The 19,858-nt window shown below is 68.7% G+C and carries 19 protein-coding genes and 3 pseudogenes; 10 read left to right on the top strand and 12 right to left on the bottom strand.

All coding sequences use genetic code 11. From position 1 onward, the window contains the following. Positions 1–30: 30 nt before the first annotated feature. The gene (ltrA, locus tag MOV08_RS07705) at positions 31–1,293 is read right to left on the bottom strand and encodes a group II intron reverse transcriptase/maturase (protein WP_275306292.1); all 1,263 of its coding nucleotides are present in this window, start codon (positions 1,291–1,293) and stop codon (positions 31–33) included. Between the two features lie 508 nt (positions 1,294–1,801). Between ltrA and MOV08_RS07710 the strand changes: the two are divergent. Beyond that, positions 1,802–2,122: pseudogene (locus MOV08_RS07710) on the top strand (ISAzo13-like element transposase-related protein); the annotation flags it as partial. Positions 2,123–3,019: 897 nt separating this feature from the next. On the opposite strand, the pseudogene MOV08_RS07715 reads toward MOV08_RS07710, so the two are convergent. Beyond that, positions 3,020–3,820 (bottom strand): annotated as a pseudogene (locus MOV08_RS07715) (IS256 family transposase); the annotation flags it as partial. Positions 3,821–4,202: 382 nt separating this feature from the next. Here MOV08_RS07715 and MOV08_RS07720 point away from each other — a divergent pair. After that, complete coding sequence (locus tag MOV08_RS07720) at positions 4,203–5,345, top strand: hypothetical protein (RefSeq protein WP_275306809.1); 1,143 nt, start codon at positions 4,203–4,205, stop codon at positions 5,343–5,345. Between the two features lie 385 nt (positions 5,346–5,730). Here MOV08_RS07720 and MOV08_RS07725 read toward each other — a convergent pair whose 3' ends face one another. Beyond that, a complete protein-coding gene (locus tag MOV08_RS07725) occupies positions 5,731–5,997 on the bottom strand; it encodes a hypothetical protein (protein ID WP_275306810.1) in 267 nt (88 codons plus the stop codon). Between the two features lie 160 nt (positions 5,998–6,157). Here MOV08_RS07725 and MOV08_RS07730 point away from each other — a divergent pair, with 160 nt between their 5' ends. Continuing rightward, positions 6,158–6,694, top strand: a complete 537-nt coding sequence (locus tag MOV08_RS07730; RefSeq protein ID WP_275306811.1) for a hypothetical protein — start codon at positions 6,158–6,160, stop codon at positions 6,692–6,694. 451 nt (positions 6,695–7,145) lie between these two features. Beyond that, on the top strand, positions 7,146–7,487 hold the full coding sequence (locus tag MOV08_RS07735) for a phospholipase A2 (protein WP_275306812.1): 342 nt from the start codon (positions 7,146–7,148) through the stop codon (positions 7,485–7,487). Positions 7,488–7,864: 377 nt separating this feature from the next. Here the strand turns inward: MOV08_RS07735 and MOV08_RS07740 are convergent, their stop codons facing one another. Both MOV08_RS07740 and MOV08_RS07745 read right to left on the bottom strand, forming a co-directional pair. After that, positions 7,865–8,119, bottom strand: a complete 255-nt coding sequence (locus MOV08_RS07740) for a hypothetical protein (protein ID WP_275306813.1) — start codon at positions 8,117–8,119, stop codon at positions 7,865–7,867. Between the two features lie 60 nt (positions 8,120–8,179). Beyond that, positions 8,180–8,809, bottom strand: a complete 630-nt coding sequence (locus MOV08_RS07745) for a TetR/AcrR family transcriptional regulator (protein ID WP_275306814.1) — start codon at positions 8,807–8,809, stop codon at positions 8,180–8,182. Positions 8,810–8,899: 90 nt separating this feature from the next. Between MOV08_RS07745 and MOV08_RS07750 the strand changes: the two genes are divergently transcribed. From MOV08_RS07750 to MOV08_RS07770, 5 genes and pseudogenes are all read left to right on the top strand, one after another. Then, positions 8,900–9,844 (top strand): beta-ketoacyl-ACP synthase III, encoded by a 945-nt coding sequence (locus MOV08_RS07750; RefSeq protein ID WP_275306815.1) that lies wholly within the window; start codon positions 8,900–8,902, stop codon positions 9,842–9,844. A gap of 67 nt (positions 9,845–9,911) precedes the next feature. Then, the gene (locus MOV08_RS07755) at positions 9,912–10,778 is read left to right on the top strand and encodes a ketopantoate reductase family protein (RefSeq protein WP_275311719.1); all 867 of its coding nucleotides are present in this window, start codon (positions 9,912–9,914) and stop codon (positions 10,776–10,778) included. A 307-nt stretch (positions 10,779–11,085) separates the two neighbouring features. Next, positions 11,086–11,130 (top strand): annotated as a pseudogene (locus MOV08_RS07760) (hypothetical protein); the annotation flags it as partial. A gap of 38 nt (positions 11,131–11,168) precedes the next feature. Next, positions 11,169–11,525, top strand: a complete 357-nt coding sequence (locus MOV08_RS07765) for a hypothetical protein (protein WP_275306816.1) — start codon at positions 11,169–11,171, stop codon at positions 11,523–11,525. Positions 11,526–11,700: 175 nt separating this feature from the next. After that, positions 11,701–11,955, top strand: a complete 255-nt coding sequence (locus MOV08_RS07770; RefSeq protein ID WP_275306817.1) for a PLD nuclease N-terminal domain-containing protein — start codon at positions 11,701–11,703, stop codon at positions 11,953–11,955. Between the two features lie 38 nt (positions 11,956–11,993). Here the strand turns inward: MOV08_RS07770 and MOV08_RS07775 are convergent, their stop codons facing one another. The 6 genes from MOV08_RS07775 to MOV08_RS07800 form a co-directional block, all read right to left on the bottom strand. Next, positions 11,994–12,506 (bottom strand): GerMN domain-containing protein, encoded by a 513-nt coding sequence (locus tag MOV08_RS07775; protein WP_275311720.1) that lies wholly within the window; start codon positions 12,504–12,506, stop codon positions 11,994–11,996. Further along, complete coding sequence (locus tag MOV08_RS07780; protein ID WP_275306818.1) at positions 12,506–13,942, bottom strand: sensor histidine kinase; 1,437 nt, start codon at positions 13,940–13,942, stop codon at positions 12,506–12,508. Before MOV08_RS07780 ends, MOV08_RS07775 begins: the two co-directional genes overlap by 1 nt. Next, a complete protein-coding gene (locus tag MOV08_RS07785) occupies positions 13,939–14,631 on the bottom strand; it encodes a response regulator transcription factor (RefSeq protein WP_275306819.1) in 693 nt (230 codons plus the stop codon). The genes MOV08_RS07780 and MOV08_RS07785 overlap by 4 nt, the downstream gene beginning before the upstream one ends. Positions 14,632–14,725: 94 nt before the next feature. Then, positions 14,726–15,325 carry a GerMN domain-containing protein gene (locus MOV08_RS07790; protein WP_275306820.1) on the bottom strand — a complete coding sequence of 200 codons (600 nt, stop codon included), beginning with the start codon at positions 15,323–15,325 and terminating at the stop codon, positions 14,726–14,728. Between the two features lie 47 nt (positions 15,326–15,372). Further along, positions 15,373–16,635 (bottom strand): acyltransferase family protein, encoded by a 1,263-nt coding sequence (locus MOV08_RS07795; protein ID WP_420834140.1) that lies wholly within the window; start codon positions 16,633–16,635, stop codon positions 15,373–15,375. Positions 16,636–16,678: 43 nt separating this feature from the next. Continuing rightward, positions 16,679–17,437, bottom strand: coding sequence for an SGNH/GDSL hydrolase family protein (locus MOV08_RS07800; RefSeq protein ID WP_275306821.1), 759 nt, complete (start codon positions 17,435–17,437; stop codon positions 16,679–16,681). Between the two features lie 403 nt (positions 17,438–17,840). Between MOV08_RS07800 and MOV08_RS07805 the strand changes: the two genes are divergently transcribed. After that, complete coding sequence (locus tag MOV08_RS07805) at positions 17,841–18,779, top strand: hypothetical protein (RefSeq protein ID WP_275306822.1); 939 nt, start codon at positions 17,841–17,843, stop codon at positions 18,777–18,779. 31 nt (positions 18,780–18,810) lie between these two features. On the opposite strand, the gene MOV08_RS07810 is transcribed toward MOV08_RS07805, so the two are convergent. Then, on the bottom strand, positions 18,811–19,224 hold the full coding sequence (locus tag MOV08_RS07810; RefSeq protein WP_275306823.1) for a hypothetical protein: 414 nt from the start codon (positions 19,222–19,224) through the stop codon (positions 18,811–18,813). Between the last annotated feature and the right edge of the window lie 634 nt (positions 19,225–19,858).

Genomic DNA, 19,858 nt, shown 5'->3' on the forward strand with positions numbered 1-19,858 from the left:
TCTCTCGTCATACGGCTCTTGTCATCCTGATCACCAGGCCAAGGAGGGGGAACTGACCCATCTCCACTGCGCGAACATCCCCGGGCGGCGCTTGGCTGCCCTCTGGAAGGCCGCGATGGCCTTCCTCATCGCGCGAAACCGTCTGTACTTGTTGCGGAGCCAGCGCACCAGGTAGGCGTTGATGCGCATCAGAAGTGGATACAAGGCCGATCGGTAGAACCGGCCGTAGTACTGCATCCAGCCCGCGACGATCGGATTGATCCGCTGCGCGAGTTCTTCCACGGTGTGGTTGACCCGCCGGTGAAGCCGCCAGGAGCGGACCTCCTCGCCGAGTCGTTTGAGGGCGTCCCTGCTGACCGCGGGACGGAACGACCATCTGATGCGGCCGTTCTTGTCCCGCATCTGGCGCTGTTGGAACGTGAACCCCAGGAACGTGAAAGACGTGTGCTCGTACGAGCCGCGCCGCAATCCGTCCTGGCAGTAAACGATCCGGGTCTTGGCCGGGTGCAGACGCAGCCCGACCTCGGCCATCCTGTCCGAGAGCGCGGCCAGCACCTGGCGGGCCTGGCGCTCAGTGACGCAGTGCACGACCGCATCGTCCGCATAGCGTTCGAACGAGACAGCAGGGAACTCCCGGGCCATCCAGACGTCGAACGCGTAGTGCAGGAACAGGTTCGCCAAGACGGGAGAAACCGGGGCTCCTTGTGGCGTCCCGCACTCCCGTTCCAGCAGGGTGCCGTCGGGCATCTTGAGCGGGGCAGCAAGCCACCTCCGCACATACAACTTCACCCAAACGGCTTCGGTGTGTGCTTCTACCGCCTTGACCAGGAGGTCCCAGGGCACACTGTCGAAGAACTGGGAGATGTCGAACTCGACAACCCAGTCCCGTTTCCAGCTGCGTTCCCGACACTTCTCCACGGCATCCAAGGCGGACCGTCCGGGCCGGTATCCGAAGCTGTCCGGATGGAAAATAGGATCCACCCTCCGCACCAGATGCCGGGCCACTACGGTCTGAGCCACACGATCAGCGACGGCGGGAATACCAAGGATTCTCTCACCGCCGCCATGTGGCTTAGGAATAGCCACCGCACGCACCGGAGGAGGAAAGTAGGAGCCCGACGACATCCGGTTCCAGACCCTGTAGAGATTGTTCTTCAGGTCCTTCTCGAATTCGGCGATGCTCTGCCCGTCCACTCCCGGTGCTCCCCTGTTAGCCCTGACTTCCTCCCATGCTTCTTTGACTTCCCACTTAGAAATCTCAAACGGCTTGGCCTGTGACTTCAACTGGCTCACCGAACTCCTCCCGGACACCGTCCGGTTGATGCGATCAACACAGTCACGGACGACCCGGCCCCTTCGCTCCACCCCCGTTACAGGGGCTTCACCACTACTACGAGCCGGTCCGCCGGCACGTCCCGCGTCGGTACTCGGCCCCTTCGCGGCACAACCGCTCGGGGTGCTCCTCTCGCCCGCCCCTACCAGGACGGGCTGTATCGGTACGCGCCTTCTCCTGTTCCACATGACCGCGGCAGATCAGGTTCACGTCGTCTCCATGCCGGACACCGCCTGGCCAGTCGGCGGGCTCCCGCCAGGCTTATCCCGGGACGGTTCCAAGCTTCCCGGTTTTGATGTCGTCGGAATCTTTTCGACACGTCAGCAACGATTCACTTGCGTTCGTCTCCCTGATCCCCACCTGACGCCTCTTGGACGCCTTTTCCTCATCGCTCACCACGACAGTCTTCGGCTAACGCGGCATGAGGCGGTTTGAAGCCTCCCCCCGCAGGGCGACTTCGAAGGGCCAATCCTTCATCGGTCACGCAGCACTGCTGCAAGAAACTCGTCCTACATCGAATTCCCCTCTGCATTCAGGACACACTGGAACAAAATCGAGCACCGGCTGTTCTCCCACATCACGCACAACTGGCGTGGCAGGCCGCTGACCAGCCATGACGTCGTCATTGAGACGATCGTCGCCACCCGTACCCGGGCCGGTCTGCGCGTTGAGGCCCAACTGGATCCCGGCGACTACCCCACGGGCATTGCGATCAGTAAGGATCGCTTCGCCGCGCTGCCGCTGGTCCGGCATGAGGTCCACGGCCAGTGGAACTACACCCTGTTGCCCGAACCCTCCGCGCCGCAGGCCCTGCCCACCAGCGAGGCACATGGCGTCTCCGGCCGGCGCCGCGAGCTTCTCGCCCGCCTGGCGGACCCCCGCCTGACCGGGCTGAGTAGTACGGAACTCGCGGATCTACGCGCCGAGTTGGCCCCACTACAGGCTGCTCGGTCCCAGGAACGCTACAGCGAGCAGCGGGGTGGACGGGCCCGGCGCGCCACCGGCAATCAGCGGGCCAAGCCGCTGTTCGACGACGCCGCCCGGGTTCTGCTCACTCTCCTCTACCAGCGACAGGTCTGCTCGATGAAGCTGCTGGCCGACATGCTGGAGGTCACCCCTGAATGCGTCGGCCACCTTGTCGCCGAGACCCGCCGGGTCCTGGAGGACCACGGTCACCAGCCCGGATACGCCCACAGCCGGTTCACCAGGGCGGACGCGCTGATGGCCTTCCTCGACACCGACCAGACCCCGCCGCGCACCCGGATCATGGAGAGCCTGTCCCATCCGCGGCTTACCGGCATGTCCCGCGCGGAGCTGGATGCGCTCACTCGCCGGCTCTCTCCACGCCAGGTTGCCCAGGCTGAACGGGCCTCCTACCAGCGCCGGGGCGCCGATCGCCAGCTGGGCAGCCGCGGCGGCGTCTTCCCCCAGAAGCTGGGTGACAGAGAGCGCGTCGTGGTCGCCATCCTCTACCTGCGGAAACTGTGCACCCTGGACGTCCTCGCCGACGCGCTGGGGGACGTGAGCAGGTCCTCGATCGGGAACGTCGTCCGCGAGATCCGTCCCCTGCTTGCGGAAGGCGGACTCCTCCCGCCTCCGGCCGCCACCCGCTACCGCACCGCCCCCGATCTCCTCGCGGCCGCGGACGAGTAAACCGACACACCGACAAGTTGATTCCTTACGGCTTCTGTGGACCCAGCACCGCTGGTGCCGGGTTTCCGGGAAGACCTCATTCAGCGCGGTCCAAAAGCCGAGGGCACCGTCGCCGACGGCGAGGACCGGGGCCCGCATGCCGCGGCGCTGACAGTCCCGCAGCAGGCCGGCCCAGGACTCCGTCGACTCACGGTAGCCGTCAGCCATCGCGATCAGCTCCTTGGTGCCGTCCGCGCGCACCCCCATGACGACCAGGACCGCGGCCCTCGCCTCCTCCAGACGGATACGCAGGTGGATGCCATCGGCCCACACATAGACATAGTCCGTGGCAGACAGGTCACGCTCGCTGAACGCCTTGTGGTCGGCCTGCCACTGGGCGGTCAGCCGGGTCACGGTGGCCGGCGAGAGCCCGGCCGAGGATCCGAGGAACTGCTCCAGCGCGGGCACGAAGTCCCCCGAGGACAGGCCGTGGAGGTAGAGCAGCGGCAGCACTTCGCTGATCTTCGGGGACTTGCGGGCCCAGGGCGGCAGGATCGCCGAGGAGAACTTCTTGCGCTCACCGGTCGTCTCGTCGATGCGCTTGTCGTTGACGCGCGGGGCCTTGACCTCGACCGTCCCGGCAGCGGTGGTCACCGTCCGGGGCCTGTGGTGGCCGTTGCGGACCACAAGGCGCCGCCCTCGTTCGTCCTTCTCGTCTGCCAACTCGGCTATGTACGCATCGACTTCGGCCTCCAGCGCGGCGGCGAGCATCCGCCTCGCACCCTCCCGGACGATCTCGTCGATGAGTGAGGAGCCGGTGGCGGTGGTGCCGTCGGCGTTGACTACGCTGAGCACGGGCGTCCCTTCCCGACCCGCGCGCCAACGCGGGCCTACTCGATACCAGTCGATCGATCACTCGGGAAGGTACGCCCTCCCGAGCCGATCCACAGGATCTGAGCATTGCTCCTGATCGGGGCTATGACGGCCTGGCACGGCAGCTCTCCGTGGGAGGGCAGGCTGCAAGCAGCCACTGTGACTGTTCATTTGATATGACCTTTGTGGTTGCATCTGGCCTAACGTCGTATGCCGGACGTAGCGTGCTGTGTGCTGACGCGGGGAATCGGCTGCTGGCCCGCCGCTCGGGCCAGCGAGGAAAGGGGAAGGTCGCTTGATGAGACCATCTCCAGTTCGCCCACTCCAACACCGTCGCACACACCTCGTACGTATCCTGCGGACAGTGGCCGCCGGGGCCGCCGCGGGCGTGCTGGCCCTGGCCGCTGAGGTCTTGGCGGGACCGCAGGCCCACGCGGCCGACCCATGCACCGAGGTCGGCGGCGTCTGGACCTGCCCGAACGGGATCCCCGCCAACACGATCGTGACCATCAACGCGTGCACCACCGTCAACGTGGAAGGGACCGTGGCCGGGACCTTGAATGTCACCACCAGCGGGGCGTGCAACGTCAACATCATCATTCCCGTCCTCGGCCCCCCGCTGCCCGCTATCTCCTCGGGCGGCACCGTCAACCTGAACGGGTCGCGGATCGTCCTGGAGGCCACAGGGTCCGCCGGCAGCCCTGGCCAGCCTGGTAACGCCGGAACGGTCAACCTCACCGGCGCCAAGGGCACCATCAACGGCGGCAACGGCATCGGCAGTGGCCTCAGCGGCTTCGCCGGCGCCGGTTCGACCGGGACCGTCACCGTCAAAGGCGGAACCCTCGCCCTCAACGGCGGCGACAGCACCGGCTCCGACGGCGGCTTCGGCAACAGTGGAACCGCCACTGTCAGCAACAACGGGACCCTCAACGCCACCGGCGGCGCCGGCGGCAACGGCGGCGGCCGAATCGGCGGCACCGGCCGCCCCGGCAACGCCGGCGCTGTCACTGTCACTAACAGCGGGACCCTCAACTTCACTGGCGGCGCAGGTGGCCCCGGCTCCATCTGCGGTTTCGGTGGCGGTGGCAACTTCGGCACCATCAAGGCACCCGGCTCTGGACCGGTCACCATCGATGTCACCGGAGGCGCCGGAGGCGTCGGCACCAGATCCGGCGGTCTCGGCGGCAACGGCAACACCGGGAATGGCGCTATCACCGGCGCCCGCGCGGCCGTCACCGCCGTCGGCGGCATGGGAGGCAGTTCTGCCGGTACCAGCGCGCGCGGCAACGTCGGCGGCACCGGCGGCGACGGCGAAGGCACCAGCCTAGGCGGAGGCTTCCCCTCCATCACCGCCGGCACCATCACGGCCACCGGCGGCGCCGGAGGCATCGGCAGCGCCCGTGCCAGCGGCGGTCAAGGCGGCAACGGCAACAGCGGGGGAGGCACTCTCACCAGCGCCACCATTGTTGCCACCGGCAACAACACCGGCACCATCAACTGCCCATAGATACCGTCATCGCCTAGCGGCATCACGAGCGCTCGCTTCCTCTGGGGGTGAGACAACGACCTGGACGGCGGGCCTTCCCTCGGTGTTGTCGACCGGTTCAGGATGGCTTCTCGTCCTGAGCCGGTGGCCGGGCGCCCTGAAGCCGGAAGCCGGCGGGTGAGTTCGGGCGATCTGGGCCCTGCCGCCGCACTGCTGTCCGGGGCGGCAGGATCCGCGCAAACCAAACGTGCCGGCGGCGCGTTGCGGCCCCACCGGCACCGCCGACACTTCAGGACCGAACCACCACAACGACCAGGAGAAGGAGCCGGCAACCCGGGCAGGTCCCCCGGGTTATCCTGCCGCTCAGCTTCCTGAGGTCAGCAGGGGCCGATGATGGGACCACGGCCTACGCGGTCACCCTGGCGTTCGTCCAGATCGGCGAGTTTGCCGGTACTGTGTGGCTGTCCAGGTGCGCGCGCAGCGCCGGGTTGTCGTGGTGCAGGGCGGCGATGACTGTGGCGGCCGCATCCAGCCTCGTGCCGTCCGCGTAGAAGTTGTGGACCATGTCCCGGACTCGGTCCGGACTGGTGAATGCCACCTCGCCGATCTCCGCCAGGTCCACGCCCTGAGCGAGCCGTCCGCCGGTCCGGAGGGTCAGCTCCGGCGCACACATTCTGGGCTGTTGCCCACCGGCGGCGCACAGGGTTCGTGGCGCGCTCGGCACTGAGCCTGTGCACTCCTGTGATGTGCGGTCGGGATCTGGCCAACTGGCCGAGAGCGGTGGGCTAATGGTCTCACCGTGCGTCACTCCTTTCGGAAGCCCAGGAGGCACCGTGTTCGCCGGCATTCGCTCTCGGACCCTCGGCATCACCGCGACATTCACGCTCGCGTGCGGCGGTCTCCTCGCACCCGCCACCGCACACGCCGACGCCTCGCTCCTGTCGTGCATCGGCACTCAGACCGTCACCTACGATCCGCCGCTCACCAACACTGCCAAGTCGACCAAGGTGACCATCACCGAGGTCTACACGTCCTGCACGGACACGGCCGGTATCACGTCCGGCAAGGGAACGTTCCAAGTCACCGAGACCGCGTCCTGTACCTCCCTCAACAACCCGCTCGGCACCCAGGACCAGCCCACCTACCAGTGGAACAACGACAAGAGGTCCACTGTGCTCTTCAAGGTGACCTCGGTGGTCCGACTGGGGAACGGCACATCCCAGATCACGGCCGTCGGCACGGTGACCCAGGGATTCGGGAAAGGCAGTGTCGCCACGCGGACGGTCACGCTGCCCGATCTGAACCCCACCGCGTGTTCGGGCAAGGGAGTCTCCAGCCAGAGCGGCCCGGCGACGCTGACCTTCGCGTAGCAGCCTCGGACGACACGCCCTGGCCTCGAACGACCGCCGCCCCGCACAGAGTGCCCCGCTGGTCGGCGGCGGGGCACTCGCGCCATGCGGCCCCGCTCCGCCAGCAGGGGACTCGGGGCGGGTTGGTGGAGGCACGTGACAGCCGAAGCATGACCTGATCCGGATGCACGAGAGTCGACCTACCTGCACACAGCTATATTCCGAATACGCATAGTGGCGACGCCTCGTCGTTCCCGCACTCGCATCTCCAGATGGGAGCAGCATGAGACTCCACACCCGGCGGCGCGCCGCGTCACGGTTCCTCACCGGACTCACCCTCTGCGGATCGTTTCTGATCAGCGCATTGCCGAGTGCTACACCCGCGGCAGCGTCCGACGCCGCACCACGGGCGGCCTCGCGACCGACGCAGGCCAGGCACACCGATCAGGTGCGCGAGCGGGCCGATTTCCTCATGGCGAGGACCTACCGCCAGTTCCCCGCCTACGCACGGCAGCACGAGAAGCCCTTCGACTGGACAACCGACGGCTGCTCACCCCCCACCCCGCGCCCGTGGGCGAAGGTCTTCCACGACGCATGTGTCATCCACGACTTCGGCTACCGCAACTACGGCGGACAGGGCCTGCGCCTGGACCCCACCGAAGCCCGGCGCAGGACCATCGACGACCGCCTCCTTGAGGAGATGCTCCGGATCTGCCGCGACCAGCCGGACGCTCTCCCGGACTGTCCTGGCGCAGCGCGGACGATGTATCAGGTCGTGCGGCAATTCGGAGGCACCGCCTTCTACGTTGGGTAGGCGCCGGATTTCACGTCGAGTGGGTGCCCAGCGTGGCCGACATCGGCTGACTGGGGTGAGAGGGCGAACAGGCCGAGTTCGAGTTCGCCGGGGCCGGCCCCTCGCAGACGGGGCTGTCAGTGGGCGCTATGAGGCTCGATGTCCGCTACAGGGCTGGCGCCGGGTAAGGCTGACTGTTCCTGGGGTTCGGTGCGGGGTTACGGGCGAGGCTGGACGAACAGACCGGGCTTGGGTTCGGTGAGTATCCCGCGGCTGACCAAGCGTTTGAGTTTGGAGCGAATGTCTTCGGTGTGCTTGCGCAGGAGGGGCAGGTCGAGGACCAGGCACAGGTGGCGGGCTCGCAGCGGCCTGTCCCGGGCGGCGAAGACGGTCACTATCTACTGGTAGGCGGGGTGTTCCGGCAGTTCGGGTGCCGGTGAACTGCCCCTGGTCTGCTTGGTGTCGGGTTCGTCGGCGAGGGCAAGGACCGTCTTGCGGGTGATCCGCAGGTGATCGAGGTGCTCGTCGAGTTCACCGAGCCATGCGGTGAGCTCTTCGATCTGCGTCCACACCCGCTCGGCCTGGTCGGTCACGGCCTGCTCACGGGCGTCGATCCGCTCCAGGAGCGGCTTCGCGGTGTCGGTGCCGGTCATGCGTCCCGCCAGGTGAGTGCGGTGACGCCGGTCAGCCGGGGCCCGTCCTGTCGGCGCGCCTCATGATCCGCCGGACGACGCTTGCTCCTGTCCGAAGAGGCGAGCCAGGGCCCGACGAGTGCGCTCGGCAGCGGCCGGATCGGCGAAGAGCTGGATCTCCTGGTTGAAAGCCATGTAGAGCCCCACCAGTTCGTAGGCGACCTGTTCGGGATCCGTGCCGGAGGGCAAGTCACCGCAGTCGACGGCGATGCGCACCTCATCGGCCAGCCGCCGGCGCCACACCCTGTACAGGCGTGCCACCGCATCACGCACGGGGCCGCTGCGTGCATCGAACTCGACGGCTGCGGTGGTGAAGAGGCAGCCGCCGGGGAAGACCTCGCGCTCTGTCTCGATGTAGGCGATCCAGGCGTCGCAGACAGCCTGCAGCCGGGGAAGGCCGGGCTGTTCGTGCTGCGCCCGTTCCCATACCGTGCGCGCGAAGACCGCGGAGGCCCCTTCCAGGGTGGCGAGTTGGAGGGATTCCTTGGTGCCGAAGTGTCCGAGTACTCCGGCCTTGCTCATGCCGAGGTCCATGGCGAGCCGTCCGATGGTCAGTCCTTCGAGGCCGTCGACCGAGGCGACGGCGATGGCATGTTCCACGATCCGCTCCCGCGTCCTGCGGGCCTCGGCGACGGACTTACGGGGGCTCATCCCGTCATCGTAGCCAACAACCACTCTTTTAGCATCCGACCGATCGGTTGCTATATTCCCGGCACTGCCGTCCGACCAAGGAGCACCGCCGTGCCTGGATCCCGTATCGCCGCCCTGGGGCACTACCAACCCGCCCACGTCCTCACCAATGACGACCTGGCCGGCATGGTCGACACCAGCGACGACTGGATCCGCCGCCGAACCGGGATCGCCACCCGACGAATCGCCGCGCAGGACGAGTCGGTCACCGACCTGGCAGCCGCCGCCGCGGGCAAGGCACTGGCCGTATCCGGCCTCCAGCCGTCCGACATCGGCCTGATCACCGTGGCGACCTGCTCCGCCGTCGATCGCTGCCCCTCCATCGCCGCCCAGGTCGCGGGCCGCCTCGCCATCCCCTCCGCCGTCGCCTACGACCTCAACAACGGCTGCGCCGGCTTCTGCACCGCCATCGCCGGCGCGGACCACGCGCTACGAGCGGGCGCTGCCCGGCACGCCCTGGTGATCGGCGCCGAGAAGATGTCCGACGTCACAGACTGGAGCGACCGCAGCACCTGCGTCCTGCTCGGCGACGGCGCAGGCGCCGCAGTCCTCAGCGCCGACGAGAACGAGGGAGTCGGTCCGGTCGCCTGGGGCTCGGACCCCACCCGCAGCGATGCCGTGCGCCTGGTCGACGACTGGCACCCCCGCTTCGTCCAGGAAGGCCAGACCGTCTTCCGCTGGGTCACCACCGAACTGCCCGCCATCGCCCGCGATGCCTGCCACCGCGCCGGACTCACCCCCGCCGACCTCGCCGGCATCGTCACCCACCAGGCCAACCTCCGCATCATCGAAGCCGTCATACGCCAACTCGACCTGCCTAAGGACGTGATCGTCGCCAAGGACGTCGTCGACTCCGGCAACACCTCGGCCGCATCCGTCCCCCTGGCCCTGTCCAAGCTCACCGAGCGCGGCGACATCCCCTCCGACTCCCCCGTCCTGCTGCTCGCCTTCGGCGGCGGCCTGTCCTGGGCGGGCCAGGTCGTCACCTGTCCCTAGCCACACACAACCCACCACCGGCCCTCCTGCCAAAGGAACCACGTTGCACTTCGACAACACACGCCCCATGAGCCCCGGCGGCGTAGGCGGCCTGCTGGCCGCCCTCATGGCCCGCGCCGGACACCGGGTGATCTGCCTCGCCGGCGAGCAGACGGCACAGACACTGCGCCGCGACGGAATCCACGTGCGCAGCAAGCAGTTCGGAGACTTCACCACACAGGTCGAGGCCGACACGCAGCTGGGTGAACCGGCCGACCTGTGCCTGATCACCGTCAAGCAGACCGCCCTCGAACCGGCCCTGCAGCGTGTGCCGTCCCCAGTGCTGGGCGACGGCCTCATCGTGCCGCTGCTCAACGGCATCGAGCACCCAGCCCTCCTGCGCCGCCACTACCACCCCCAGCAGGTGGCCCCGGGAGTGATCCGCGTCGAAGCCACACGCAGCGCGCCGGGACTCATCGAGCACGGCAGCCCCTTCACCGATATCGACCTGGCCAGCGACTCGGCGCCGCGTGAACGCCTCGACGCGCTCGCGGCAACACTCACCACTGCCGGTATCCGCACCCGCGTCCGCGACGACGAGACCGCCGCGCTCTGGGCGAAGCTGGCCTTCCTTGCCCCATTCGCCCTGCTCACCACACGGTACGGACTCACCGTGGGCGAGATCCGCACCACTCGACGCCCGGAACTGCTGGCACTGCTTGAGGAAACCGCCGCCGTCAGCCACGCCTGCGGGGCACCCGCCGACACCGCAGCAGCCCTCCAGCTCTACGACGCCTCCCCTCCCGACGCCAAGTCGTCCATGCAGCGAGACGCCGAAGCCGGACGCCCCCTGGAAATCGACGCCATCGGCGGCGCACTGCTACGAGCCGCCAAACAGCACACCGTAGACGTACCCCTCGCCACCCGCCTGGTGACCGAACTCGCAGACCGGTAACCCCAGAACCACACTGCCCAGGCGACACCGACAGGCCGGTGACGCCCCATAACCGGCGGCAAGCCGCCCCGGCCGCGTAGACGGATCCGGACCGCTACGACGAACCAGGGCGGGTGCCGACCTACCTCAGATCACCCCACCAGAAGCCAGGTGACACAGTCACTCTTCCCTCTGCCTACCGCGTCATCGGTGAGGGCCAGAGGAAGGACTGCCCTGGCCTGGCTCGCGCGAGTGATGCCGAGAGTGCGCTACGAGGCTCCACGAGGAACGGTACAAGCCCGATGAGCGCGTCCCTTCTGAGTCTGAGCTGTGCGACCGGTTCAACGTGTCACGGGAAACCGCCCGCCGAGCGATACGGGTCCTGCGAATTCGCGGGCTCGTAGTCACCCAGTGGAGGCGAGGATCGTACGTAGCCGGCGAATACGAGAACGGGCACGCACCCTCGCCCTGCTGGGACTGCTGGCGGTGACCGGCCCCCTGACCGTCTTCGCGCCGCTGCTGGGCGTCCCGGCCCTGATCACCGCGATCTGGTGGCTGTGGACCGCGCGGCAGTGGCGCAACCGCGACAAGGCGATCGCAACGGCGGCCGCCCTGGTTCCGCTGCTGTTCCTGATGTCGCAGTGGGTGGTCCCTACGGGCACGCTCACCTTCGGTCTCGGAGCATTCCTCCCGGTCCTCCTGGCCATCCCGCTGCTCCCGGCCGTCGCCGGCGGCTATCTGCTGCGGGCGGCCAGCCGCCCGGCGTGACGGGAATCCAGCTGCTGCCGATCGGCGCCCTACCACACACGCGAGCGCGCACCGGCCCGGACGCGCCCGAGCCGGCTGATCCGCAGAGGGCGGCGCCGGTGGCTGCGGCTGGTCACCGCACGTCCGGCCCGACCGACGAACTCTGAACATCCCCCACCGACATGAGGAGAGAACGATGCAGGCACAGCTCGCACACCAGATGGCCATTGCCCCTACGGGCAACATCATGATCGCCTGCGCAATGGGTGCCGCGGCCCTCGGACTTCTCGCGTTGTACTTCGGCGCCCTGCTCGGCATCGTCAGGTCCGACCTGACCAGCGGGATGAAGCTGGTCTGGCTTGCCTTCGCCTTGATGGCCCCTTTCTTCGGGTGCCTGCTCTGGTTCCTCGTCGGTCGCCGCGATGCCCAGCGCCGGGCGGGCATCGCCTGATTCCAAGAGCGTGCCATCGACGGTGCCTGGGCCGTAGGTCAGGGGCTCGGGCACACTTCCATGGCGGGTTCTCCGCCTTCTGGGCGGTAAAGCCTGACTCGTGTGTCCTGCGGCTTGGTGCCGTGTGTGGTGGCGGAGGCGTCGGCGGCGGTGCAGACGAGCTGGTGGAGGGCGGTGCGGTTGGCTGTCCAGCCGCGCGGTAGGTGCACATCGGCCGTGCTCGGTTGTGGTGTGACGGCGGTGGGCGCGGGGGCGCCGGGTGGGATGAGGCTGACCAGGCCGCGGGTGCGCTCGGCGCGGTCGGGGCCGGCCACGAGCTGGTTCATGGCCGCCTGGAGGGTGTTGGGGCGATTGTCGAGGCGGGAGACGCGTTCGAGGCCGAGGGGCGAGGAGAAGTAGACGTGCACAGTGGCGGGCGGGCGGCCTTGCGTCCGGCGCAGTCCGGAGGCGGGAACTCCTGCTCGGGCGGGGCCCGTGTCGTCGATGCCGCAGGCGGTCAAGGACACCAGGCACAGGGCGAGTAGCGGCGCGCACGCCGCGCGGGACCTCATCACGCCGGTTCCTGGGGCAGTGTGAGGGTGAAGACCGCTCCGCCTCCGGGCGCGTTGGCGGCAGTGAGAGTGCCACCGTGCAGGCGCGCGTTCTCGGCGGCGATGGCGAGGCCCAGGCCGCTGCCCTCGCTGCGGGTGCGGGCCGCGTCGCCCTTGGTGAAGCGGTCGAAGACGTGGGGCAGGGTGTCCTGCGGGATGCCGGGGCCGCCGTCGGTGACGGTCAGGACGAGCCGGTCGTCCTCGGTCCGGGCCTGGACGTCCACCGGTACGGACGGGCCGCCGTGGCGCAGGGCGTTGCCGATGAGGTTGGCGAGGACGACATCGATGCGCCGGGGGTCGAGACGGGCGCGCAGCCCCTGCGGCACGTTGACGCCGACCCGGTCCTGCCAGTGCCGCAGGCCGAGCGTTTTGCCGACGAGTTCGCCGATGTCGATCTCGTCGAGGTCCAAGGCGGCGGCACCCGCGTCGAACCGGGAGATCTCCATGAGGTCCTCGACCATGCGGCCGAGCTTGTTCGTCTCGTCGGCGACCAGTTCCAAGGCCTCGGCGGTCTCCGGGGCCAGCCGCCCCGAGCCGGCGTCCTCGTTCAGGACGCCGGTGACGGCGGTCATCGCGGCGAGGGGGGTGCGCAGTTCGTGGGAGACGTCCGCGGCGAAGCGACGCGCTCTGCTCTCCATGGCGCGCAGGGTGGCCGCATCGGCCTGGAGTGTGGCGGCCATGGTGTTGAACGTACGGCCGAGGTCGGCGAGTTCGTCGTCGCCGGTGACGCGGATCCGGGTGTCGAGGGCGCCGGCGGTCATGTTCTCGGCGGCCGAGCGCAACTGCCGTACCGGGCGCAGGACGCGGCGGGCCGCAAGCAGCGCCGGGACAACGGACAGCAGTACGACGGGCAGGGCGCCGGCACGCGCGGCGGAGAGAAGGGTGGCGACGTCTCCCTGCTCTTCGGTGAGCGAGAAGGACGCATAGACGATCAGTCCGGAGGGCTCAGAGGGGTGGCCCTCGCGGGTGACCGGCAGGGCGAGTGCCAGCCAGGGTTTCCCGGCATGGTGGAAACGCTGGACGACGGCGGTGTGCGCCGAGGAGGCGGCGTGGCGCAAGGAGGCGGGAAGGGCGGGTGCGGGGCCCGCGGCGGAGACGGGTGCACCGTCGCGGTAGGTGGCCGCGGTGCGCCAGCCCTCCCGGGAACCGCCGGCCCGGTCGAGCTGGAGCGCGAGGGTGCGCAGGTCCGTCTCGGCGGGCGCGTACGGCAGGTCGGGGGCCAGGGAGTTGACCTGGGCGCGGAGTTGGTGCACGGCGCTGTCCCGGGCGCGGTCCAGGATGGCGGCCCGTGCCTGGTGGAAGGTGAGGGCGGCGGCGGTGAGCGCGCTGAGGGCTGACACCAGGAGGAAGGCGACGACGAGGCGGGTGCGCAGGCCCCGCGGGAGGAGGCGCCTCACAGCGGCCCGAAGCGGTAGCCGAAGCCGCGCACGGTCTGGATGTAGCGCGGGTTGCGTTGGTCGTCCTCGATCTTGGCGCGCAGCCGTTTCACGCACGCGTCGACGAGTCGCGCGTCGCCGTAGTAGCTGTGTTCCCAGACCTGTTCGAGGAGCTGCTGACGGCTGTAGGTGTGCCCCGGGGAGGCCGACAGGAAGAGCAGGAGCTTCAACTCGGAGGGGGCGAGGGTGAGTTGCCGGCCGCGCTTGCACACGCGCACCCCGATCCCGTCGATCTCCAGATCACCATGGGCCAGGGGCTGGTCACCGTGGCCGGGGCGCGGCTGCGAGGGGGCCAGGCGGCGCAGCACCGCGCGCATCCGCGCTTCGATGACCTCGCTGCTCGCGGGTTTGACGATGTAGTCGTCGGCGCCCGCTTCCAGGCCCACCACGACGTCGATGTCGTCACCGCGGGCGGAGAGGATCACGATGGGTACCTGGCTGCTCTCGCGGATGCGCCGGCACACCTCCAGGCCGCTCATGCCGGGGAGCATCAGGTCGAGCAGCACGATGTCCGGCGCGAAGGGTGCGAGCGATGCCAGGCCGTCCTCGCCCGTGGCGACCGCCTCTGTCTCGTGGCCGTAGTGGTGCAGTCCCAGTGTGACGCCGCGGCGCACGCCGGGATCGTCCTCGATCAACAGAACGCGTGTCATGCGCCGGCCTCTCCTCTCACTCGTCGGCAAACTCACCTCGTATGGCACCTCAAAATGGTGAATACCGGCTGAAGATGCGCATGCGGGCGGCGTGTCAGCGAGCTTTCTGAGGCGCCTCCACCGGGATGGTCGTGCCGGTCTCGTCGCACCTGACCCTCCATGCCTCTGACTCTCCCGACTCGTACACGCGCACGAGGACATCGACAGGCCGTCTCCCGCCCGGGATCCCCGGGGCCGCGGCGGCCGTGCACACCAGCTGGTTCACCGCCATTCCGTCCAGTTCCACCACGAGCCACGGCAGGTACAGGTCCACCACTCCGGGCCCCGCCGCCGTGGCCCGGACCCGGTGTGTCCCGGCCGGCAGCGCGGTGACGAGCCCGCGGTCCCGCTCGTTGCGGGTCGGTCCGGCCAGCAGCTCGTCCAGCGCTGTCTGCGGCCCGGCTCCGGCGGACGCCGCACGGCTGACGGGCCAGGTCCCGTTCGGGGCGACGAAGTACGCCCGCACCCAGCCGGCGGCGCCGACCGCGCGGCCTCCGCCGGCCGGCGCACCGGCCGCCTCCGGCCGGGTGTCTGAGACACCGCAGCCGGCGAGCGCCCAGGAGGTGAGCAACACGGCCACGGCCGGCGCCTTGCGCGCCACGCCCCACGGCACCCTGCCCGGCCCACCGGGCCCGTGTGCACCCTTCATCGGCATGCGCCCAGTTTCCCCGCACGCCGCCCGGGCTCCGCGCACCCCGGGTCTTACGGCGCCGTCAGCCGCTCGATGTCCACCGTTCCCGCGCCGGGCTGCGGTTGCGGTACGGCCGCCCACACGCCCGCCGCCACGGCGAGGGCGGCGGCGAGCGCCAGCAGGCCCCGGCGCCCGGTCGCCCACCTCGCCCGGAAGCGGGCCGGGTCCTCCACCCCGACCTTCGTCAACCAGGCGGCCAGCAGCGACACCCCGATGGCCACGGCGGTACGCCACCACCCGCCGAGCCCGAACACCGTCTGCGGCAGCAACAGGTACACCGGCCAGTGCCACAGGTACAGGCTGTACGACAGCTCCCCGAGCCGGCGAGGGACGGCGCTGCCGGCGAGCCGGCCGGCGCGTCCGTCCGGTGCATGGGCGAGCAAGGCGATCAGGGCGGCGGCTGCCAGGGAGTGCGCGAACAGCCCGCCTCGGAAGAGACCGGGCGTGTTCTGGCCATCCGTCAGAACCCATGCGGCGCCGATACCGCACGCCAGCACAGCGCACACCACATCCACAGCGCGCCCCGGTACGCGGGCGACCATACGCCGGACCGGCGCCGTAGCCGCCAGCGCACCGAGCAGCAGGGCGAACGCCCGGGTATCGGTGCCCTCGTAAGCGCGCGTCGTGTCCACGGCGTCGCCGTAGTGGAGCATCAGCACGAGCGAGACGAGCGCCCCCGCGCCGGCCAGAGCGGCGATCCGCCACTGCCCGCCCCGGCCGCGCCCGGCGAGCGCCACCACCAGTGGCCAGGCCAGGTAGAACTGCCACTCGACGGCGATGCTCCACAGATGTGCGAAGACGCGGGAGCTGGAGGCGTTCCAGTACCCGATCTGCTCGGCGACGAAGTGCCAGTTCACCGCCTGCGCCGCGACCCACGGCGCGTCCTCCAGCGCGAAGAGCAGCACGGACGCCGCCCCGAACGCCCAGGTGAGCAGGAGGGTGCCGACGCCCACAACGGTCAGCGCCGGCAGCAGGCGGCGCGCCCGCCGGCCCCAGAATGCGGTCAGGCTGATCCGGCCGTGGCTCGCGACCTCCCGCAGGAGCAGGCCGGTGATCAAGAAGCCGGACAGCACGAAGAAGAGGTCGACGCCGAGAAAGCCGCCGCTCAGATGCCCGGCGTGGAACAGCAGGACGGCCAGGACAGCCAGTCCGCGCAGCCCGTCGAGCGGGGCGATGTGGGAGCCGGGCGAGGCGATATGGGTGCCGGGAGGACGGCCGGGAACAGGCCCGCGCCGCAGCCGGCTGCGGGAACGAGATCCGTGCAATCCGGGCACGGGCAGAGGCGAAGACACAGCGAGCCTTTCTACGCAGAGCGGCTCAGCGGCAGCCGAGCTTGCCGTACCGCTCGTCTCCGGTCCACGAGCCGGTCGCCCACTTCTTCGGGGCAGCCGGGGTGAAGCCGTAGGTTGTGCCGAGCTGTTGCGTGAACCACTTGGCGAAGGCGGCCGAACCCTGCTGGCAGGAGTGGATGCCGTCGGACGAGCGCTGGGCCTTCCCGGCCTTGGGGTCGGTGCCCCACAGCGCCGAGGCGTCGACGAACCGGACCTTGCCGCCACTGTGGTCGGCAGCCTGCTCGGCTGCCTTCGGCGCGCTCGCGATCGCGCTCTCGTACTTCTTGTAAAAGTCGTCGATCTTGAACGGCGGGGCCGAGACGATCACCAGCTCGGCGCCCGCCCGCTGCGCGGTCCTCGCAAGCTTCTCGTACGAAGCCCGCTGCTGGTCGACGCTGCCCCAGTCGTAGGTGGTGACCTGGTAGGCGACCACGTCCGGGCGGAAGGACGTGATGTTCTTCGCGAGGTCCTTCCATGTCGACTCCGCGATCTGCCCGGCCATCCTGTCGCCGCCCTCGACGACCGTGCCGCCGCCGTCGGACGCCGCGTTCTTGAACCCCACACCGCTCGCCTTCAGTGCCGCCTCCAGGGGCGGCGCCTCAGCACCGGCTATGGAGTCGCCCATCCACAGGACTCTCTTGCCCTTGCCCTGTGGCCCCTGCTGCGCCGACTCACCGGGGTCCGTCTTCGCGGCGCCGTCCCCGCCGTCCGCCGTCCCGCAGCCGGTCAGCACGGCGCCGGTCACAGCCGTGACAACGAGGGCGGCGGCAAGCGGGGCCCATCGACCGCGCCGGTGACGATGCCGGTAAGGGGGCTGATGCTCGTGACGTGAGGTGAAGTTCTTGTCCATGCCCTCAGGCAAACAGCGCACCGAGCCGATCGACGGGGCGGTCATCTATCGGTCACACGATGAGCCACGGGCCGTCACACGGCGACGGCGCCCGGCGGCTAGTTTTCCACCACGGCCGCACCCACTGCTGAGGCGTTCCACACAGCCGGCACACATCCGGGGGAACGAAGCGGGGCGCGATTCCGCCTCCCTCCTTCGGCTCCCCGCGTCCGCAGTGGCCGGGCTCCTGCCCATCGGAAAGGGGGAAGGGGCGCGGCCTTCCCCACGCAACTCCCGATGAGAGAAAGCGAAGACGGACATGACCACACCCGTCACCACCACCCCCGCACACAAGGCACCGCGCCGAACGGGGAGGCGTGCCGCCGTACTTGCGGCATCCGTCGCCCTCATCGCCGCGCCGATGCTGGCCAGCACAGCTACGCCTGCCATGGCCGAGGACGGCAACACCTTCTACACGAGTGAGCAGGAGGTCATCGACCTCCTCCGTAACAGCTCGCCCCTCTATGCCCATGAAGCCATCCAGGGCTACCCGGTCACCGGTCAGGACACCAAGGGGATCACGCTCGAAGAGGCGAAGAAGGTCTATACACCTGACCAGGCGGTCACGGATGCCCAGAAGTGGCTGACGGGCTTCGACGCCACCTCTGGTTTCGAAAATTTCGGCACGGAGGAACGCACGAGCAGCACGGAGGACAAGGATCAATGGCTGGGCAACAATGATGCGAAGACCATGTGCGGCAAGCCCAGCGACGAGCTCGCGCGGCAAAATCGCAAACTGACGTGTGGCTTTGTGGGAAAGCTCGACACGGAATACCCGACGATGCAGTCCACGTCGAAGACCACCGGTAAGGCGAAACTCACCTACACGACCCAGGCCAGCGTATCCAGGGAAGACAACACGACCAGTGGCTGGTCGGCGGGCGGCAAGATCACCCTCACCGCCACGCCGGAGAACCAAGGGGGCAGCGCCGAGGGAAGCTTCACGTACAACCAGTCGACCAGCACCACGAACAAGTGGGCGACCATGGCCGAGGAGCGCAGGGAAGTCGACATCCCGGACAAGACAACGGGATGGCTCGAAGCGCGCGCAAACGGCGGGTGGTACACCGGATACATCCTCCAAAAGATTGACGACACCGACGGCAAGGCGGAGAAGATCGTCGCGATTCCCGCACGCGTGCTCATCCAGGCGCCGCAGGACTCCTCTCCCATTACGTGGGTAAAGCGCCAGTCCTAAGAGTTGTCCCGTAATCCCACGAGGCTGAAGGTCATGCTGTGTCCGGGTCGGTGCCGATGGCACCGGCCGAGCGAAGTGAACGCCCGAGGTCTCCTGTGAGGATGCGGGGGTGTCGCCGCCACCACCACAGGTCGGGGCCGGGCAGCCTGTGAAACTGGTCGAGTGCTTGGCCGTCGTCGTCGATGGTCGCGGCCTTGCACCGGTCATCCAGAGCTTTGATCTGCGGGGTCCAGAGCTGGACGATGTGTTCGTCCAGCAATAGCCAAGCCTCGTGCAGCCAGTTTCGGCAGTAGAGGTCGTTGGTGTACTCGTAGATGTCGTCGCCGTAGCCGCGCTCGATGGCGCCCACCAGGTCGGCCCACGCGTTCACCCTTTCAGCGACCGTGAACGCTGTCCGCCAGCCGCGCTGGTGCAACAGCTCTCCCACCTCGGTTTCAGTAGCCACGGGGGTGAGGCTCTCATGCCGAATCCGTCCGGGCGACCGGGATATGTCCCGCCAGAGACTGTAGCGCCCTGGCACCTGCTCCTCAATGTGGAACCACTCATCCAGTTGGCCGAGGACGAACGCGGCGAGCCTTCTCGTCAGGGAACGTTTCGGGTGCTGGCAGCAACGCCTTCTGTCCGTAGCGCACTTGGCCGACTCTACGGCGCCCCAGGGCTCTACGACAGACGACCTCAGCCGATACGGAGACCACCCACGCTTTCGCGGTGCGACCTCGGCGGTCTGCCCCGCGACCAGAATCTTGATCTCGCCGCGGATGGAGCGGACCCTATCGACGCCCTGTCCGCCCGGGTTGCCAAACCGGCAGTCGCGCCGGTCAATGCAACCACCACTGCAACCATGGAGCAGTACATCGTGCTTGATCACGAGGGAATCTCAATTCTGCGGCCTCCCGTTGCGCAGCCTTGCTGACCCACAACTGGCAGTCGGGGACCATTCGAGAGATGCCGACCAGCGACGCCCCGTGCAACGTCAAGAACTCGACGACCTTCCGCAGCGCCACGGGCGTCCGGATCTCGGCCCGCTCCAACAATCACTCCACCCCCGTGGAGGCCCCTTCCAGCCTGGCGCCTGACCA

It is taken from the genome of Streptomyces yunnanensis, assembly GCF_029011865.1.
GTDB classification, from domain to species: domain Bacteria; phylum Actinomycetota; class Actinomycetes; order Streptomycetales; family Streptomycetaceae; genus Streptomyces; species Streptomyces yunnanensis.